The organism is Ectobacillus sp. OTK, from assembly GCF_059698935.1.
This window is the reverse complement of the sequence record NZ_AP048547.1, coordinates 3,178,740-3,197,678: the sequence shown is the minus strand read 5'-3', so window position 1 is coordinate 3,197,678 and position 18,939 is coordinate 3,178,740. Positions and strand designations below refer to the sequence as shown.

The 18,939-nt window shown below is 39.8% G+C and carries 16 protein-coding genes; 10 read left to right on the top strand and 6 right to left on the bottom strand.

Features of this window, described 5'->3' with window-relative positions:
* Positions 1-64: 64 nt before the first annotated feature.
* Together AC6HZ4_RS16040 and AC6HZ4_RS16035 are read right to left on the bottom strand one after the other, a co-directional pair.
* Entirely contained in the window at positions 65-1,258 is a 1,194-nt protein-coding gene (locus AC6HZ4_RS16040; RefSeq protein ID WP_497490616.1) for a YhgE/Pip family protein, read from the bottom strand.
* Between the two features lie 313 nt (positions 1,259-1,571).
* Positions 1,572-1,727: a YjcZ family sporulation protein gene (locus AC6HZ4_RS16035; protein WP_497495736.1), complete on the bottom strand. Its 156-nt coding sequence runs from the start codon at positions 1,725-1,727 to the stop codon at positions 1,572-1,574.
* Positions 1,728-2,605: 878 nt separating this feature from the next.
* Between AC6HZ4_RS16035 and pfkB the strand changes: the two genes are divergently transcribed.
* From pfkB to proB, 4 genes are all read left to right on the top strand, one after another.
* Complete coding sequence (pfkB, locus tag AC6HZ4_RS16030) at positions 2,606-3,520, top strand: 1-phosphofructokinase (protein WP_497495735.1); 915 nt, start codon at positions 2,606-2,608, stop codon at positions 3,518-3,520.
* 12 nt (positions 3,521-3,532) lie between these two features.
* Positions 3,533-5,452 carry a PTS fructose transporter subunit IIABC gene (locus AC6HZ4_RS16025; protein WP_497490615.1) on the top strand — a complete coding sequence of 640 codons (1,920 nt, stop codon included), beginning with the start codon at positions 3,533-3,535 and terminating at the stop codon, positions 5,450-5,452.
* A gap of 425 nt (positions 5,453-5,877) precedes the next feature.
* Entirely contained in the window at positions 5,878-6,708 is an 831-nt protein-coding gene (gene proC / locus AC6HZ4_RS16020; RefSeq protein WP_497490614.1) for a pyrroline-5-carboxylate reductase, read from the top strand.
* A 19-nt stretch (positions 6,709-6,727) separates the two neighbouring features.
* A complete protein-coding gene (gene proB / locus AC6HZ4_RS16015; protein WP_497490613.1) occupies positions 6,728-7,858 on the top strand; it encodes a glutamate 5-kinase in 1,131 nt (376 codons plus the stop codon).
* 88 nt (positions 7,859-7,946) lie between these two features.
* On the opposite strand, the gene AC6HZ4_RS16010 is transcribed toward proB, so the two are convergent.
* Together AC6HZ4_RS16010 and AC6HZ4_RS16005 are read right to left on the bottom strand one after the other, a co-directional pair.
* On the bottom strand, positions 7,947-9,338 hold the full coding sequence (locus AC6HZ4_RS16010; RefSeq protein WP_497490612.1) for an amino acid permease: 1,392 nt from the start codon (positions 9,336-9,338) through the stop codon (positions 7,947-7,949).
* 208 nt (positions 9,339-9,546) lie between these two features.
* Positions 9,547-10,602 carry an acyltransferase family protein gene (locus AC6HZ4_RS16005; protein ID WP_497490611.1) on the bottom strand — a complete coding sequence of 352 codons (1,056 nt, stop codon included), beginning with the start codon at positions 10,600-10,602 and terminating at the stop codon, positions 9,547-9,549.
* A gap of 284 nt (positions 10,603-10,886) precedes the next feature.
* Here AC6HZ4_RS16005 and AC6HZ4_RS16000 point away from each other — a divergent pair, with 284 nt between their 5' ends.
* Genes AC6HZ4_RS16000 through AC6HZ4_RS15990 form a run of 3 tightly spaced genes read left to right on the top strand, consistent with a single transcriptional unit; the run spans position 10,887 to position 14,834 of the window.
* Positions 10,887-12,473 (top strand): spore germination protein, encoded by a 1,587-nt coding sequence (locus AC6HZ4_RS16000; protein ID WP_497490610.1) that lies wholly within the window; start codon positions 10,887-10,889, stop codon positions 12,471-12,473.
* An 11-nt stretch (positions 12,474-12,484) separates the two neighbouring features.
* Complete coding sequence (locus AC6HZ4_RS15995) at positions 12,485-13,699, top strand: Ger(x)C family spore germination protein (protein WP_497490609.1); 1,215 nt, start codon at positions 12,485-12,487, stop codon at positions 13,697-13,699.
* Positions 13,700-13,727: 28 nt separating this feature from the next.
* A complete protein-coding gene (locus AC6HZ4_RS15990) occupies positions 13,728-14,834 on the top strand; it encodes a GerAB/ArcD/ProY family transporter (RefSeq protein ID WP_497490608.1) in 1,107 nt (368 codons plus the stop codon).
* Here the strand turns inward: AC6HZ4_RS15990 and AC6HZ4_RS15985 are convergent.
* Both AC6HZ4_RS15985 and AC6HZ4_RS15980 read right to left on the bottom strand, forming a co-directional pair.
* Complete coding sequence (locus AC6HZ4_RS15985) at positions 14,831-15,049, bottom strand: YczF family membrane protein (protein ID WP_497490607.1); 219 nt, start codon at positions 15,047-15,049, stop codon at positions 14,831-14,833. The two genes, AC6HZ4_RS15990 and AC6HZ4_RS15985, sit on opposite strands and share 4 nt — an antisense overlap.
* 234 nt (positions 15,050-15,283) lie before the next feature.
* On the bottom strand, positions 15,284-16,147 hold the full coding sequence (locus AC6HZ4_RS15980; RefSeq protein ID WP_497490605.1) for a LysR family transcriptional regulator: 864 nt from the start codon (positions 16,145-16,147) through the stop codon (positions 15,284-15,286).
* A 125-nt stretch (positions 16,148-16,272) separates the two neighbouring features.
* Here AC6HZ4_RS15980 and AC6HZ4_RS15975 point away from each other — a divergent pair, with 125 nt between their 5' ends.
* The 3 genes from AC6HZ4_RS15975 (at position 16,273) to AC6HZ4_RS15965 (ending at position 18,931) form a co-directional block, all read left to right on the top strand.
* Positions 16,273-17,241: a cupin domain-containing protein gene (locus AC6HZ4_RS15975; protein WP_497490604.1), complete on the top strand. Its 969-nt coding sequence runs from the start codon at positions 16,273-16,275 to the stop codon at positions 17,239-17,241.
* Positions 17,242-17,294: 53 nt separating this feature from the next.
* A complete protein-coding gene (locus AC6HZ4_RS15970) occupies positions 17,295-17,618 on the top strand; it encodes a DUF1450 domain-containing protein (RefSeq protein ID WP_497490602.1) in 324 nt (107 codons plus the stop codon).
* A gap of 179 nt (positions 17,619-17,797) precedes the next feature.
* Entirely contained in the window at positions 17,798-18,931 is a 1,134-nt protein-coding gene (locus AC6HZ4_RS15965; RefSeq protein ID WP_497490601.1) for a CdaR family transcriptional regulator, read from the top strand.
* The last annotated feature ends 8 nt before the right edge of the window (positions 18,932-18,939 follow it).

The following is an 18,939-nucleotide window of genomic DNA, read 5'->3' as shown; positions in this document are numbered from 1 at the left end:
CCGACAGAAGACTCCCACCTCAAGGAGCGTTAGCGAGTAGGTGGGGTGTAGTTCAATAGAGCACCTACGGAACCATTTTAGTCGATTTGGCTCTCTCTGCTGTTTGCTGGATCCGTTTGTTTAGAGGCCTTTTTAATACAAGTGCTATAACAAAACAAATCACCACAAAAACACTAAGAGCTAAGGCATCTTTTATAACGACTTCACTGATTATGCCGCCGACTGCCTCGCGCAGCATGCTCACCGCATACGTATACGGCATGAAAGGACTCAACCTTTGAAAGAAAGGAGATGTCATGCTGACTGGAAACGTTGCGCCAGAGCTGGACATTTGAAATACCATAAAAATAATCGCTAACCCCTTTCCTATATTGCCGAACACTGAGCATAACGTGTATGTGATGATGACAAATACCATACTGATGAAAATGCTAAACAAAACAAACCAGAGCTTGTTCACGGCATATGTATGGAGAAAAAATAAATTTCCGAGTGTAACAATAGCTGCTTGAAAGACACCGATGGTAAGAAACGTCAATAGTCTCCCGAAATAGATGTGGTAACTTCTATACAGGTGTTCCTGATTCTCGATGTCTACACGCAGAGAGGATATGAGAAGAGTTGCTCCCACCCACAATGCCAACATGGTATAAAACGGTGTCATGGCAGAGCCGTAATTTGGAATAGGGAAGATCCGCTTTATGTCTAATAAGACAGGCTTTGCTAAAAAGCTGCTTTCTTGTTGTGGGTCATGTTTTAGAAATTCAATCAATTCGTTCAAGTTTACAGCGTTCTGAAATCTGCGGATTTTATCGGCAGCATTTCTTACTTTCTCTTCAAAACTCGGTAAATCGTTTCGAGCTAAATCTGCTGCTTTATGGACAGCATTTTCGAATTCAGGAAGCTTTGTTTGAACAAGGTCTGCTGTTCTTCGAATATCTTCTTCAAGCTTTGGCAAATCGTTACGTACAAAATCTGCGGCCGTATGGGTCTTTTGTTCCACGGTAGGTAAATCATTTTTCACAAAATTTGCTGCCGCGTTAATTCCCTTTACCACTTCGTCTACTTTCTGCTGAAGAACAGCGCGGGTTGCTTGTATATTGCTGTGAATGTTCACTAGTTCTTCATGAAGACGAGTTAATTGCTCCTGATTTACCGTAGTGTCAGTCTGTGCACCTGCTGCTGCCAACAAAACCACAGCGGGGACATTAAAGATGTTGTTCCAATCCGTTTTGTAAATCTGCCAAATCTTTCTCAATGCATACCCCTCCTTATAATGAAATAACGGCTCCTGTTCTTTTAGAAAAAGTGTATGTATTATACTTTTTAGCATTTTAGTGAATTTTAAAGAATTGTTTTATAGACATAAAGCGAGGAATAAGGAAATGGGAGAGGTGCTAAAAGAGAGTGAGAGCATCGAATAGGGAGTCTTGTAAATCCTGGGCATCAACTAGAAAAAAATTGTATTGTCCCTTTTAGAAATATTCATCATATGAAATAAATGAAAGGAAAAACTCCCGCATGAAAATGCAGGAGTCTTTATGGGCAAACGCCCATAGGGTATTGCTTAGTTAGCAGGCTTCGCTGCTGTGATGACCAAAGCTGCAAGTACCGATAATAATTAATAGGATAAACAGCACTACTATAAGTGCAAAGAAGTGACTATAACCGTGGCAGCCGTATCCATCATAGCAACCAGCTAAATGTCCGTAACCATAAACCGGCATACCAAAATGACCATGATGAATATGGGGAACATTTTCCATGTGGGGAACGTTGCTGCCATACGGAGCGTTATTTCCGTAAGTATGTGTATCTGGGTCTCTATACATAATAATACCGCCTCACTTTTGTTTTTTGTAAGAAAGAGTACTCTGGACGAATACCATATATCATACGCCTACAAAAGAAATATGAGCGCGTCTATTCCTTCTTTGGGCAAAAAGTCTTTAGACAATTTTTTTATGTCGAAAAGTGATCTTGTTTTTGCAGTGGAATAGGTGAATCCGACTGCCCGAATCACCTGTTTCTGCACCATCAGACTATCATCGGATGTTACCCTTACGCTAACTCATGCTGAGTCATATGTTTATTTGCAAGTTTCACATTATCTAGCGGATTTGTGTTGGTTGATTTTGAAAGATTTTGATTGTTTTTGAAAGAAATTGTTGTTTTTTATAGTTTTTCGCGATAAAATTACCTCTAAATGACATTGTTTCCATTGCAATGCAAGTATAGGATTTTATTTATGCGAGCAAGCAGTTTGGAGTAGAAATGATTGAAATATCTAGTTTCCTACAGCAATTAAAAGAATGAGTATTGAGAATGATGAGGCTTTTTAAAGGATGGATTGTTAAGGAGAATTTGCAATGATTCTTCAATACTACAATTACGAATCCTCCAAAAACGTTCAAAGAGTGATTGCTCAATAGTTAACAAAAATAGTAGGAAAAGTCACTGCATGTACTTCAGTACCGGAATGACAGTATCCAAAACCCTTTCTCTACTAAACAGGAAGCTTGATATACTAAGCCGTTATGAGAGAGTAAGCATGGTAGGGATAAGCGGAAGCTATATTAAAAATTAAAGTAAAGGTTGTGAAATGATGATTTATACTTGCACATTAAATCCGTCCGTTGATTACATCGTACACGTAAATGACTTTCAGCTTGGCGATTTAAATCGGATCTCATTTGAGGACAAGTATCCTGGAGGGAAAGGCATTAATGTTTCCCGTGTATTAAAGCGTGCGGGAGTTGAAAGTCAGGCACTCGGGTTTGTTGGCGGTTTTACAGGTACATATGTAGAGGATTTTCTAAAAAAAGAAGGGATTTCTACAAACTTTATTCGTGTAAATAGCGATTCCCGCATCAATATTAAATTGAAAACAGAATCAGAGACAGAGCTTAACGGCCAAGGACCTAAGATTACAGAGGAACAATTCAGCGAGCTTGCTTCACAAGTTGAAGGTTTGCAGGATGGAGATATTCTTGTATTGGCTGGAAGTATTCCAAGTTCATTACCAAACGATTTGTATGCAACATTTTTGAAGTTGGTAAAAAGGAAAGGAGTCAAGGTAGTTGTTGATATGAGCGGCAAAGCTCTCCTTGATGTTGTGAAACAAGAACCGTTTTTCATTAAGCCGAACCATCATGAATTAGGTGAGATGTTTGACGTTACAATCGAGACGCCAGAAGAGGCGATTCCTTACGGCCAAAAGCTGCTTGAACTTGGTGCTGAGCATGTAGCCATTTCAATGGCAGGAAAAGGTGCACTTCTTATTACGAAGGATGGAGTATATCAAGCTTCCGTACCGAAAGGCATCGTAAAAAATTCAGTAGGCGCGGGGGATTCGCTTGTTGCTGGATTTCTGAGTGCGTATGTAAAGGGCTGTGACATAGTTGAGGCATTTCGAGTAGGAGTTGCTTCTGGAAGTGCGACGGCATTCTCGCTGGAGCTGTGCACACAAGAGGAAGTGGAACGTCTCATGCCAGAAGTGGAAATAAAAAAAGTAGGATAGGAGGACATCGACGTGAAGATTACTGAATTATTGAAGAAGGATACAATTATTCTAGATTTGCAAAGTTCATCAAAAGCAGATGTGATTGATGAGCTTGTGACAAAATTGAATGAAGCAGGGCGCCTAGAAAGCCGCGAAGGTTTTAAAGAAGCAATCTTAAAGCGTGAATCGCAAAGTACGACAGGGATTGGTGAAGGAATTGCGATTCCGCATGCGAAAACAAGCGCTGTTAAAACACCAGCTATTGCATTTGGTCGTTCTATCAGCGGAATTGACTATGAATCTCTTGATGGCCAGCCAGCACACTTGTTTTTTATGATCGCAGCAAGTGAAGGCGCGAATAATGCTCATTTAGAAACACTTTCTCGTTTATCGATGCTTCTAATGGATACAGATTTCCGTAAGACGCTTCTTGCGGCAGAAACTATTGATGATATCGTCAAGGTCATTGATGCGAAAGAAAGCGAAGGTGAGGAGGCGGAAGAGGAAGCAATTGAGGAAGGGAACGATGAGTTCATCCTTGCTGTTACAGCTTGTCCGACTGGAATTGCACATACGTATATGGCAGCTGATAGCTTAAAAGCAAAAGCAAAAGAAATGAACGTTAATTTGAAGGTGGAAACCAACGGTTCAAGCGGTGTGAAAAACAAGCTGACAGCTGACGAAATTGAGCGGGCAACGGCCATTATCGTTGCAGCCGATAAGCAAGTAGAAATGGCTCGTTTCAAAGGAAAGCATGTGATTCAAGTACCGGTTGCGCAAGGCATTCGCCGTCCGCAGGAACTTATTGAACAAGCCTTGAAGCAGGATGCGCCTGTTTATCAAGGGTATTCGAATTCACAAGCGAACCAATCGACGGAAGGAGGTACAAAAGAAAGACGCGGCTTTTATAAGCATTTAATGAGCGGTGTATCCAATATGCTCCCTTTTGTTGTAGGGGGCGGGATTTTAATTGCTATCTCCTTTCTTTTTGGCATTCATGCATCAGATCCGAAAGATCCTTCGTATAACCCAATTGCAGAAGCGTTTATGACAATTGGCAGCAAGAATGCATTCGCATTAATGGTTCCGGTGTTAGCTGGATTTATCGCAATGAGTATTGCAGATCGTCCTGGTTTTGTCGCAGGTATGGTTGGCGGTCTTATGGCTTCTACAGGCGGGGCAGGATTCCTGGGAGGATTAATTGCCGGTTTCCTTGGCGGCTATATTGTGCTTGGGCTGAAGAAAGTTTTCCGTAGTCTTCCGCAATCATTAGACGGAATTAAGCCGGTACTCCTATACCCGTTATTTGGTGTGCTGCTTACAGGCCTTATTATGATGTATGTCGTTATTGGACCGGTGAAATTTATAAATGATGCATTAACAGCTTGGCTGGCAGACCTAGGAACAGGAAATATGCTGCTGCTCGGTATCATCCTTGGCGGTATGATGTCAATTGATATGGGCGGTCCTATTAATAAAGCTGCACTTACATTTGGGATTGCTATGATTGATGCAGGGAACTACGCCCCTCATGCGGCTATTATGGCCGGCGGTATGGTGCCGCCGCTTGGAGTTGCCCTTGCTACTACATTCTTCCGAAGCAAATTTACAAAGGACGAGCGTGATTCAGGCAAAACATGCTACATTATGGGAGCATCATTTATTACAGAAGGTGCCATTCCGTTTGCTGCAGCAGATCCAACTCGCGTTATTCCAGCATGTGTAATTGGTTCAGCGACAGCGGGAGCATTATCAATGGTCTTTAAAATCGCATTGCCTGCCCCGCACGGTGGAATGTTTGTACTCCCAGTTGTTATTGGAAATCCATTGCTGTATTTAGTAGCAATCTTATCTGGTGCCATCGTCACAGCAGCTATCATTGGATTCTCAAAACCAAAAAAACAACTAATTGACAATGATCAACAGTATCAGCAGGCGAAGTCTGCTTAATGAATATAGGAAGTTTTTAAAGATGTTAGTTGAATAGACTGCTGAGGGACGTTTGCTAGTGATAGTGAACGTCCTTTTTCTTTAACGAAATTACGAAAGAAATTCTTCCTTCGGTTCTTGTGGTGAGGCGTGCAACAGGAGAAGCCTAGTCAGGCCCGTATGTGTTTGAAGTGAGGAATAAAGAGTATTACGGATTAATTCATGATCTTTAGATAATAAAGAATACGATTGGATTGCAAATCGTTAGCTATATTACATTTTGATAAGAAGAACGTTAAAGCCGTTGTTGCATAAGTGTTTAGTTTTTATACTTAATGTAGGGGCTCTCCAATAATTTCCATTACATCGCAAAGAGAATAGTTGATTAGAACATAACGTACGTCTATTGCAAATTGTCCTTGAAATATAAGTAGAGGAGGAATGGTATGCTAAAGCATCAAACTATCGCTTTTTTAGGAGCAGGTTCCATGGCAGAGGCCATGATTTCAGGGATTGTGAATACTGGAAAAATCCCCTGTAATCAAATAATTGTTACCAACAGAAGCAATCAAGAGCGATTACGGGAGTTTCAAGTAAGATATGGCGTCAAGGGCATTGGGAGAGATGATCTAGACTTTCAGCATATCGATATTTTAATTTTAGCCATGAAACCAAAAGATGTGCATGAAGCTTTACAATTCATAAGAGAAAAATTAAAACCTCATCAACTTGTTCTTTCTGTTTTAGCAGGAATTTCAACTCCCTGTATCGAGAAAAATCTTCAGAAAGGTCAGCAGGTTGTCCGAGTCATGCCCAATACGTCCAGCATGATTGGAGAATCGGCAACAGCCATCTGCCCAGGGAAACATACGAGTACAGATGCAGTAGCGATAGCTAAAGAATTGTTAAGCTGTATAGGAGCGGTTTACCAGATTGATGAAGATAAAATGGATATCTTTACAGGTATTGCCGGTAGTGGTCCTGCCTATTTTTATTACTTCATGGAACACATTGAAAAGGCGGGAAAAGATGGGGGGCTGGATATCGAGACAGTGAGGCAAATCTGTGCACAAACAATTCTTGGTGCAGCCAAGATGATTATGCAGCAGGATGAATCTCCGGCTGAACTAAGAGAAAAAGTAACATCTCCTAATGGCACGACAGCAGCTGGATTGGAGGCACTAGAAAGGTATGGCGGCGGGGAAGCTATTTTTCAAGCAGTAGCAGGAGCAGCAAAACGCTCAAAAGAGATTAGCGAGAAGACTTTGGATGTGTAAGTAAAATAGGAGGGATTAGATGAATTTCAATCTCCAGAAGCGAGTTGTGATTAAAATTGGCAGCAGCTCACTTACAAGCCTTCGCGGTGAGATTAGTCATAGGAAATTAGAAAGATTAGTTGATGAAATTATTCAGTTAAAAGATGAAGGATATGAAGTTCTTCTCGTTTCATCCGGGGCTGTTGCAGCTGGATATCGAAAGCTTGGCTTTCTCGAACGCCCAAGCGCATTATCAGAAAAACAAGCTGCTGCCTCAATCGGCCAAAGTCTTTTGATGAAGGTTTACTCAGAGCTTTTCCTATCCCACGGCTATGTTGCCTCTCAAATCCTAATTACTCGAGATGACTTTTCCGATGAAAATCGTTATAACAATGCAAGAAATACCATGAACGTCCTGCTTGAACGCGGAATTGTCCCTATCATCAATGAAAACGATACGGTAACAGTAAATCGTTTGAAGTTTGGAGATAACGATACCCTTTCTGCTAAGGTAGCTGCGCTTGTAGAGGCAGATATGTTAATTATTTTATCAGATATTGATGGTCTTTATAATGCAGATCCCCGGAAAAAGAAGCATGCCGAGCGATTAGAACGTGTTCATGAAATCACCCCGAAAATAGAAGCGGCCGCTGGAGGCTCTGGAAGCTCTGTTGGAACGGGGGGAATGAAATCAAAAATTGATGCATTCAAAATTGCTATGGCAGCCGGTATTCCAGCTTTTCTGGGGAAAGCAGGCACCCCTAATATTTTACGCGATGCTGTGCACCAAAAAGCAAAAGGGACTTATTTTGAAGCGAATGATAGAAGAATCAATCTGAATCCAAAAAAACAGTGGATTGCTTTCAATTCAGGTCCTCGGGGAGAGATTGTTGTAGATGAGGGAGGAAAGATTTCAATTGTTGAAAAGAGGGGAAGCTTACTCCTGGCAAATATTCATCATATCAAGGGGCGTTTCGACAAAGGAGAGGTTGTGAAAATTATCCATCTTGATGGGGAGAAAATCGGACTCGGGGTTGTGAATTATTCCTCTGAGCAATTACTGCAATTGAAAAACATGCCGAGCATACAAGCTGAATATAACCAAAAGCCTGCTGTAGACAGCAATGACCTTGTTTGTAATCTAGAAGTTTCTATTCCTATTAACCTATAGGTATTAGTTAAATAAAACAATCGAAAGAGGCTGCTTCCAAAGTATGTGTTTTATACTTTGGAAGCAGCCTCTTACAATATTAGCCGTATTATTTTTTTGCTAGCTTGCTCTTTCTTTTACCGTAGAATAAATAAATTACAAATCCTCCAATCATCCAAATTCCAAAACGAATCCATGTAATTGCAGGTAAACTTATAATAAGATAGATAGAAAAACCAACTCCAATGAGAGGGATGAGCGGAACAAATGGTGTTTTAAACCTTCTTTCGAGATTAGGCTGCTTTTTGCGCAGCACTATGATGGACGAACAAATCAGGATGAATGCGGCCAGAGTTCCAATGTTAACCAACTCAGCTACTTCATGAATAGGAGTAAAGCCTGAGACTAGTGCGGTAATTACCCCGATGATTAAAGTTGGACGATACGGTGTTTGATACGAAGAATGCAATTTTGCAAACCATTTTGGCAGCAAGCCATCTCGGCTCATAGAGAACCAGATGCGCGAACCGGCTAGCATAAAGGAAAATAACACAGATAGAATCCCTGCAATAGCGGCACCTGAAACAATTAAAGCAATCCATTTCAATCCAACATGGGTAAAAGCCTTTGCTACTGGTGCTGCATTGTTGAGTGTTTGATAAGGAGCCATCCCTGTAATGACAAGAGACATACCAATATAAAGACATAGAGCAATGGTTAATGATAGGAGAACAGCTCTAGGCAAATCGCGTTGCGGATTTTTGGCTTCCTCTGCTGCTGTAGTTAAGGTATCATAACCAAAAACAGCGAAAAATACTAGGGCAGCTCCGCTCATTACGCCTTGAAAACCAAAAGGCATAAAAGGGTGCCAGTTTGCTGAATGAACATGAAAACTCCCTGCTGCAATTACGACTAGAATAATACTTAGTTTAATAATAACCATCAGATTATTGAATTTAGCTCCCCATTTTATGCCGAATGTAAGCAATCCAGCAATGGATAGACTGACTATTAGCGCAATGAGATCTACTTTGTGGCCGGCGCCTGTTCCTGGAGCACCTTGCGCCCATACCGGGAGATAAATTCCAATTTGTTGCAGAATTTCCTGCATGTAGCCCGACCATCCAATGGCTACCACTGCAACGACCAATGTGTACTCTAGTAATAAATCCCAGCCAATCAACCAAGCAGCAGCTTCTCCTAATACAGCATAACTGTAGGTGTACGCACTGCCTGCCACGGGTATTAAACCGGCAAATTCCGCATAGCATAATGCGGCTGCCGCACTAGCAATCCCTGCAATAATAAACGATAAGAGAACTGCCGGCCCTGCATGTTCAGCAGCTGCGACCCCTGTTAGCACGAAAATACCTACACCAATAATACCGCCTAAACCGATAGCCGTAAGATGCCATAATCCCAAGACTCGCTGAAGCCCCGTGTTTGTAATGCTTTCTTGCTGCAATTGCTCAATGGACTTTTTTCTTAAAAAAGGATTCATTGTTTTCCTCCTTATTCTTTTTTGGAAAAATCTATTTATCAGAAAAAGGTATAGATTAGTATCCAAAACTATGTTGCTTCAAAAAAACATATGCAGCATCAACTAAACGCTAACCGTATTGTAAAAATTATGTAAACTGACAATCATTTTCTTTATCAACAAGTAATTCATAATTATAGAAAACACCGCTCAAATTTTGAACGGTGTTTTAATCTATATACAATTTTCTGGAGGGTTTATATGGAGCTTGCAGAGAACTTGATAAAGCTCTTCCAATTTCATATCTCTTTTCTATAATGAATTTAGAAATGAGGAGGGGAATGGTTACTCCTGCAATGGTATATATTACATTCCCATAGTCTGTAAATTGAAGGAGGATTTTGTTAACCCCTATGTGCATATACATAATAGCTAACCCTCTATGGTTAATAAAGGAAAGGAGGGATAAGATTTTTGCGGATTTAATTAGCTGGAATATACCGCAATATGAAACTATCATAATAAAGGGAATTAATAAATCAAGAGTATGATAATCATAGGTTAGATACTTCATACTGAGATGATAGTCTAATAAATCAAACTCTTGAAGTGTAATACATCCAGCTGTTAGCAGAACACAAACACCCGTAAGCAAGACAGGAATTTGCTTTAGGTACGTTTTAGTATAGTATCCTATACTGTAATAACAGAGGGCTAACAGAGATGCATCTATGTTCCAAGGGATATGTACATGCAAGGAGGGCTCTGAACCTTCCAATGTACTTACATACCACCCTTCGATATGAGAAATTACATAGAGAAATAAAATGCATAACAAACGAGTCTTTGTTTTTTTTAGAATCAGGAACATGATTTGAAATAAAACTTGTGTGAAAAAGAGACAGGTTATAAACCAAAACACTCCATAGTAACTCGTAATAAATCTTCCGCCAAACAGTAAATCTCCTATGTCTTTCATATACCAATGCCAAGAAAGATTGCCGTGCATGATTTCTCCTAGATAGCGAATCATTGTGAATAGTCCTAAATATGCTGCATACGGGACGAGGAGACTATGCACTCGTTTTTTCAAATAGGATCCTATTTGTGACCACTGTTCTACTGGCTTTGATACATAGCCGCTAAATAGAAAGAAGGCAGGCATATGGAACCAATAAATGTAGGTTATTAAATTATTATGATTATAAGCATGGCCTGCAACAACGAGGATCATCCCAAATCCTTTTGCCGCATCAAGCCACACTTCGCGCTTTGCGCTTAACATGTTTTCACCCCTTATTTATTATACTGGTATCTATTTTATAGGGAAATCAACCGGATGTTTTAGTGTTATAAGCTTTTAACTATTTAGTAAGGAGAAAGACACATTTTTTAATATACTTTAATTTTTTTGAAAATGCAAAAGTGAATAATGGTTTATCTTACCGGTTTTTAAGTTTCTTATAAGGTGTGATATCGAAATATATGGAAAATATTCAGTGAATAACCTAAATATGTAAAACGAATAATATGTTATATAAAAATGATGAGCGGGAGTATTCAAATGGTATGAAATTTTTGCGGAATAAAAATAAACAATCAAAGGCAGAGCAAAAAAATGAACCAATATCTCATACAGAAGGGCACTCACTCGATCCCAATTTAGAAATTATGTTTCATAAAATTAAACAGGAAATTGGTGATAGCCCTGATCTTGTTATTCGTTCGTTTCAGATTGGGAGCACTCCAAGCATTCCAGTTGGAGCTGTTTATATAAACGGATTAACGGATGAGCAATCTGTTAACGAATATGTGATACGATCGTTAATGGTAGATACGGCAGAAAGTAAATTAGAAATGGATTCGAATCGTGTATTCGATCGTATCTTAAATAATGCTTTAACAATTGGTAATGTAAACATTCTAACAGATTGGAACGAACTCATTTTCTCGATTTTGTCAGGCGATACAATCATTTTGGTAGATGGCTATGCTGAAGCTATAGCGGGCAGTACAAGAGGCGGTCAGTGGAGAGCGATTACAGAATCGACTTCGCAAGTTAATATCCGAGGACCTAAGGACAGCTTTAATGAATCCATTGCAACCAATATCGCTCTTATCCGCAGACACCTTAAAAGTCCGCAGCTGCGATTAGAAACGATGAGGATTGGAAATGTTTCACAGACCAATGTAGCAATTATGTATATAAAAGGAATTGCTAGTGACGAGCTTGTACAAGAGGTTCGACGGAGGCTGACAGATATCCAGATTGATGCTGTTCTTGAATCCGGATACCTTGAAGAATTTATTCAAGATCGAACCTTTACTCCCTTTCCAACCATATATAATACAGAACGGCCCGATGTCGTTTCTGCTAACTTATTGGAAGGGAGAATAGCTGTATTGGTGGACGGCACTCCGTTTATTCTCATCTTACCCACTATTTTTTCGCAGTTCTTTCAAGCGTCGGAAGATTATTATCATCGATATGATATTGCCTTACTAATGAGATTAATTAGATATACAAGCTTTTTTATTTTATTGCTGGGACCATCCTTTTACATTGCAGTTACTACCTATCATCCGGAAATGCTCCCAACCGCTCTTCTCATTAATATTATGGCTCAGCGTGAAGGAGTTCCTTTCCCTGCCTTGATTGAGGCTGTGATTATGGAAGCTACATTTGAAGTATTACGCGAGGCTGGCATTCGTATGCCTCGGGCAATCGGCCAAGCTGTTTCTATTGTGGGAGCGATTGTATTAGGACAGGCTGCTGTGGAAGCAGGAATTGTCACAGGATTAATGGTAATCGTCGTAGCGATAACAGGAATTGCGAGTTTCGCGATACCTGCATACAATTTGACCATTGCTGTAAGAATGATTCGTTTTCCTTTAATGATCATATCAGCGCTGCTTGGTTTTTACGGAATGACATTAGCGATGATTTTATTAGTCGCTCATATGAATAGTTTGCGTTCCTTCGGTATCCCATATCTAGCCCCTTTCACGCCTTTTTCTTTGAAAGGCCAAAAGGATACTGTCATTCGTGCTCCTTTCAAGTCTTACATAACACACTCTCGTTCGACTAGTCAAACAAACGCAGGGAATACACAAACTGATGAACTCAAATCGCCGACTAGTGGATCAAAGAAATAAAGCAAAGGGGAATGCAGATGAAATATAGGGTTTTCAGTCTTTTCTGCTTGCTATGTATATGTACAGCATTCCTTACGGGCTGTTGGGACCAGCGTGAGTTAAATAGAATCGCTCTTGTAATAGCCATAGGGTTAGATAAAACAAAAGGGAAAGAAGAATATCGTGTCTCGTATGAAGTTGTGAATCCAACAGAAATTTCGGGAAAAACAGGAACTGGAAGAACAACACCTGTTACAGTTTACAGCAGTTCTGGTTCTACAATATTCGAAGCACTCCGCAATGCGGCGGATGTATCACCTCGACAGTTAATGATTTCCCACACAAACGTTATTATAGTCGGGGAAGAGCTGGCAAAAGAAGGTATACACGGTATTCTAGATTTTTTTGAAAGAGATGATGAAGGGCGTTTAACGTCAAATTTGCTGATAGCTAAAGATGCCAAAGCGGAAGAAGTCCTCAAAACACTTACACCTATAGAGAAAGTCCCGGCACTTGCAATAAAAGGGAAGCTCGAAACAATGGTCAAAAAATTGTCTAAAGGCTACAGTGTTGAACTGGATGAGGTGATACGGGGAGTGTTAAGAAAAGGGGGCGGACCTGTCATTAGTGGAGTTCAGCTGATTGAGAGCGCTAAATCAGGAGCAAAGGAATCAGCTATAAAAGCAGCGACACCGGCCACAATTATAAAAATTAGCGGTCTAGGTATACTTAAAGGCGGCAAGCTGGTTGGATGGCTGAATGATGAAGCAGCACGAGGTGCTACAGTGATTAATAATAAGTTGAGAGGGTCTGCTGTCAGTATCGATTGTAAACAGAACAAAAAGGGACTTAGTATTGAAGTCCGGCGTTCAAAAACGAAAATTAAGACCAGCATTGGTAATCATATTCCTACTATTCAGCTAGTTGTCAAACAGGAGGGAAGTATAGGACAAATATTTTGTGCCATTGACCTCAAAAAATCTAAAGAAATTAGAAAGTTAGAAAAAAAATGGGCGCAAGAAACGAGAAAAGAAGTACAGAAAGCAATAGTACAAGCACAAAGAAATCACACGGATGTTTTTGGCTTTGGAGAAGCATTAGAACGAACAAACAAACAGAAATGGAAAGAAATCGAAAAAGACTGGGGAGACATATTTGCAGAATCCAAAGTAGAAATTCATGTCGAAACGAGAATTAGACGTCCGGGGATGAGATCTATCCCATATCTTTTCAGTGAAACGGAATAGATAAAAGTGAAATGGAGATATGTAAACGATGGAAAAAGCAAAAATTAGTGCCGGCCAGTTTTTTTCTCTTATTGTTTTGTTTAACTTTGGTACGGCCCTTGTCGTCAGTTTAGGGCTGCAGGCTAAGAAGGATGCTTGGCTGGCCATTCTTTTTGGGGCAGCAGGCGGGTTGATCTTTTTTTTAATATATCGTTCTCTTTTTCGCATATATCCACAGCAGCCGCTTATCAGCTATATGCAAACTATTTTAGGGAAATATATAGGATGGCCGTTAGGTTTACTGTATATCCTTTTTTTTATCTATGGTGCAGCTAGGGATGTAAGAGATGGAGGGGAAATTCTTACAAGTGCCATATTAGATCAAACACCATTGCTGATTATTAACCTCTCGATAATTGTCACAATCGCGTATATTCTTTATCAGGGAATTGAAGTATTAGTCAGAACAGCTCAAATCTATTTGGTACTGGTTATAGGTTTAGGACTGATAAGCAACCTTCTTCTTATATATTCTGGAGTTATTAATATAAATAACTTATTACCCATACTTCGCGATGGATGGAAACCTGTTTTCACAACATTTTATAGTCAAACATTATCTTTCCCCTTTGGAGAAATGGTTTGCTTTGCGATGCTATTTCCATTGTTACAGAATCACAAGCCAGGTGTGAAAATGGGGTTTTGGGCAGTGATTTGCAGCGGTCTGATATTAAGCTATACAATCGCCCTTGATATAGCTGTACTCGGTGCTGACATTGCAGGCCGGGCATCATTTCCGTTGTTAACAATGATTAGTAAAATAAATATTGGGGAGTTTATCCAGCATCTAGATTTAATTGTTATTTTAACCTTAATTATTTGCAACTTTTTTAAAATCGCTGTTTTTTATTATGCAGCCGTTATAGGGGCAACAGTTTTACTTAACTTTCAAGATTATAGGAAAATGGTAGCCCCCATCGGAATCATCATTCTCTATTCCTCTAGTATGATCGCATTTGATTTTTCAGGACATCTCGAGGAGGGAAATTTCTCACTCAAAACCATATTTCCTCTTTTTGGAGGAATCATACCCGGATTCCTTCTGCTTATAGCTGTGATTCGAAAAAAGTTTAGTCAACGATCACGGGAAACTTAATGAATTTTCTTTTTCACAAACATAATCATAGGCTTTAAAAACCATAGTGAAATTATAATTAAAGCGGTGGATAATTCCGTTTGATCCATTAACCAAAACGGGTTATTTAAGTTCTGCAAGCATTGGAAAATTGTTTGGCCTAAAAACAAATCCATAGCAAGAGCAAAACCTATACTTAGTATAAGAAGAAAAACAAATACGAAGAATGATTTCATGAGAATGAAGCCTCCTGTTTGTCACAAGCTTTCTCATTAGTATAACTTACTGAGAGTATTTTCATTATTGTTATTGGCAGGAACGATATGTAAAAGCCATCATACTCGATCTATAGGAGGAGGATCGCCATTTTAGAGAGCGGGGTTGTAAAGCTTTCTGCATAAAAGATAATCGATCCCCCTGAATGAAAAAGAAATGATAAGAAATTATGATAGTACTGTTAGAAAGTATATTTACCTCACTTCCTTTGCGATCTCGATAAAGGCTTTGACCAAAGGAGACTGATCGTTTTGGCGCCAAGAGATACCCATGGAAGCAATGGGCAATTGATCATTAAGATCCAAGTAGACAACATCCTGGGTATGCAAATTCATAGCTGATTGGGGAACGACCGCAATTCCCAAACCGGCAGCAACTAAACCGATTACGGTTTGGAACTCAAGTGCCTCCTGCTGGATGATAGGGTTACATAGCGCTAGAATTTCGTTATAGAGACCCGCCCATGTTTTTCGGGATAACATAACAAAGGGATAAAGGCTAAGGTCGGAAAGAGAGAGATTTTCTCTTTCTAATAATGGATGATGTTTTGGGACTGCCAATACACAAGGGGTAGTGGAGACAACTTCCGTACATAATGCATCGCTAGGCACCGGCGGTCTCAAAACTCCTATATCGATTTCCTCCTCTCGTAATGCTTGAATTTGCATAGGTGTGGACATTTCAAAAAGATGCACTTGGACATCTGGGTACAAGCTGCGAAATTCCCGTAGAACAGAAGGAAGAATGTCGTAGGTGGCTGACCCGACAAAACCAACTTTAAGTGTTCCGAGTTCACCGTGATGAGTACGCTGAGCATTCTCGATAGCACGATGAAGATGATCGAATATTTTACGTACTTCATCAAAAAACAATTTTCCTGCATCCGTTAATTCGACATGTCGGTTATTCCGATAAAAAAGTGGAATGCCTAATTCTCTCTCTAAGTTTTGAATTTGTAAGCTTAAGGGAGGCTGTGTAATTCGCAGACGTTCTGCCGCACGGCTGAAATTTAATTCTTCAGCTACGGCAAGAAAATATTGCAGTTGTCGAAGCTCCATATTTATCACCTGTCATTCAGTTATCAGTTATATGTAAAATATATCATAGTGATATAAATTATATATTTCACAACAGCTTTCTATCAAGTTAAGATAGTATCATTAAGGTGATAGGAGGAGTACACATGTCTAACAATGTACAATCAGGACAATTATTTGTGGGGGCTGTAAATGAAAATTGGACTGGGGATGCCCGTTTCTATGAATACACTACCGCAGCGGATCCGATTGGAAGCGGTATCATCAGCCCGATCCCAGCTAAAGAGTTTGGAGCAGAGTTATATAACTCAGGAGAAACTCGTATTGTAACGTTAGATCTTTCCAATGAGCTGAGAACGGATTATCCAGCAACAAGTCCATCGCTTCTTGCCCAATTCATCCGGATTAATAAGGGCGATTCCATTCATACACAACCAAACGCAACAAGCGAATTATATTATATTATCTCCGGTGCGGGCAGCACGGAGGTAAATGGAGAAACGATTAATTGGAAGAAGGGCGATTTCTTAACTCTCCCATCTGGATCGGTTAGCCGTCACATTGCGATGGAGGATACAACAATCTACTATATTCTAGATACTCCGCTTCTGAACTATCTAGGAGTTCAAGCGACAGAAGCACGCTTCAAGCCGACCCTTTTTACGGCTGAACAAGCAAAGGCCAAATTGGATGAGGTAGCTAATGCACCGGATGCCCATTTGAAGAATCGTATCTCTATTCTATTAAACAATCAAAAATTCGATCAAACGTTAACGATTACGCATGTACTCTGGGCGATGTTTGGTATCGTTCCTGTAGGATCTAATCAAGCTCCTCATAGTCATAAATCAGTAGCTCTTGATTTTGTTGCCTATGCGGCGCCTGGTACGTATACGCTAGTTGGAGATAAAATAGATCCGGCCACACAGCAAATCATTGATCCTATTCGCATTGATTGGGTAACTGGAAAAGCTTTTGTTACACCTCCGGGATTGTGGCACTCTCATCATAATGAGTCTGGAGAGCCGGCATTTATTATTCCAATCCAAGATGCGGGTCTTCAAACGTATCTTCGTACATTAGATATTCAATTTACGCATTACAATCAAGAATAAAGATGGCAGGCACAAGGGAGAAGATCGTACTTTCTTTGGGCTGAAATAGGAAAATGGGCCATTCACGAAACCAAGATACAAGAAAAGGTTTCTGTGCTGGTCCATTTTACATCTTTTATCAAGAAAGGAAAAGGCGAATGAGAGCGGCTAAGTTTTGTGAGCGAAACATTGAATTCACTGAGGCTGATAAAGCTATAGACATTCTTCGGCAGAATTATAAAGAGGATGTTACCGTTAGTGTTGTCGATTGCTTCAGGCGCTGTTTGAAATGCAGGGTGCAGCCGTTTTGTCGGATTCAGCTTACAACAATTGAAGCGAATGATGCGGAAACCTTGGTAAAGCAAATACTTCAGACCGTTCAAAGGGAAAATTCATAAAAAATCAGTATAAAAATGAAAAATTCGTTCCAGCTAAAAGCAGTTTCAATATGAGCAGGAAGCTGAGTGCTTTTTAAGAAAAGCCTTGGCTTTTTTGCATGTCTTCCAATCTTATCTGATTTTGAGTAATACCGAAATGCTGTATATAATCAAAGAAAAACTACAGGGAGGATATTTGCTTGTTATTATCCATTTCTCTTGCAAAAAAAATTATTAATGAAGTAAACAAGCTATTTGATGAAGAGCTTATCATGGTTGGGATAGATGGAATTATTATGACTAGTACAGATGTTAAGCGGGTTGGTACCTACCATGAGGGTGCTGCAATCAGTATAAAAGAAAAACGAAGAGTGATCATTACCAAAGAGGATGAACAGTATTTACAAGGAGTGAAGGCTGGAATAAACGTACCCGTTTTTTTCTTAAATAATGTAATTGGCGTCATCGGAATTACTGGAGAACCAGAGCGTGTTTTGCCGTATGTAGAATTGCTGCGGAAAATGACCGAGCTTCTTGTTCAAGAAAGCTATTACTCTGAGCAAATGCAGTGGCAATCAAGAATGCTAGAGGCATTCGTTTTTGATTGGCTGCAAGCAAGGGAGTGGTCCTCAGCATTTGTAGAGCGAGCTAAAATCCTTAACATTGATTTGCAAGCGAAACGACAGCTTATATTAGTTCAAGTAACAGAACAACAAGATTTTTTCTTTAAGGATATTTGGCAATTGAAGCATGTGTGGAACGATCCCCATGATCAGGATGTTTTAATTCATTGGGGCAATGATCGTCTCCTTATTATTCGCTATGTTCATCAAGAACGGGAAAGGGAGACGATCGCACAAAAAGTGAAGCAGCTCAAAGCTTTTATTGAGGAAACATGGCAAACGCCAGTTATTGCTGGGATTGGACAAGCTGTTGAAAGCAGTGAGCTAACAAAAGGCTATGAACAAGCAGAACGAGCTTTGTCCGTTGCATTGAAAAAAACTAGTATTGTCTTCGAAGAGGACCTGCGTCTAGATATATGCTTGGAGGAGATTAGCATTCCTACCCGTAAGGAGTTTACACAGCGTGTTCTCCAAACAGTTTTAACAAATGAAGAGCTGCTTGAAACGTTTTACACTTTTTTTGAGCAAAATATGTCGCTAAAATTAACAGCCTCACTGCTGCACATCCATATTAATACATTGCATTACCGAATAAAAAAGCTGGAAGAGTTAACAGGATTAAATTTAAAATACTTTCCTGACGTCGTCAGCTTGTATTTAGCTCTTTATTTTTTGGATTATCAACCAAAAAATGATGATAAAAAAGCGTGAATTTTAGA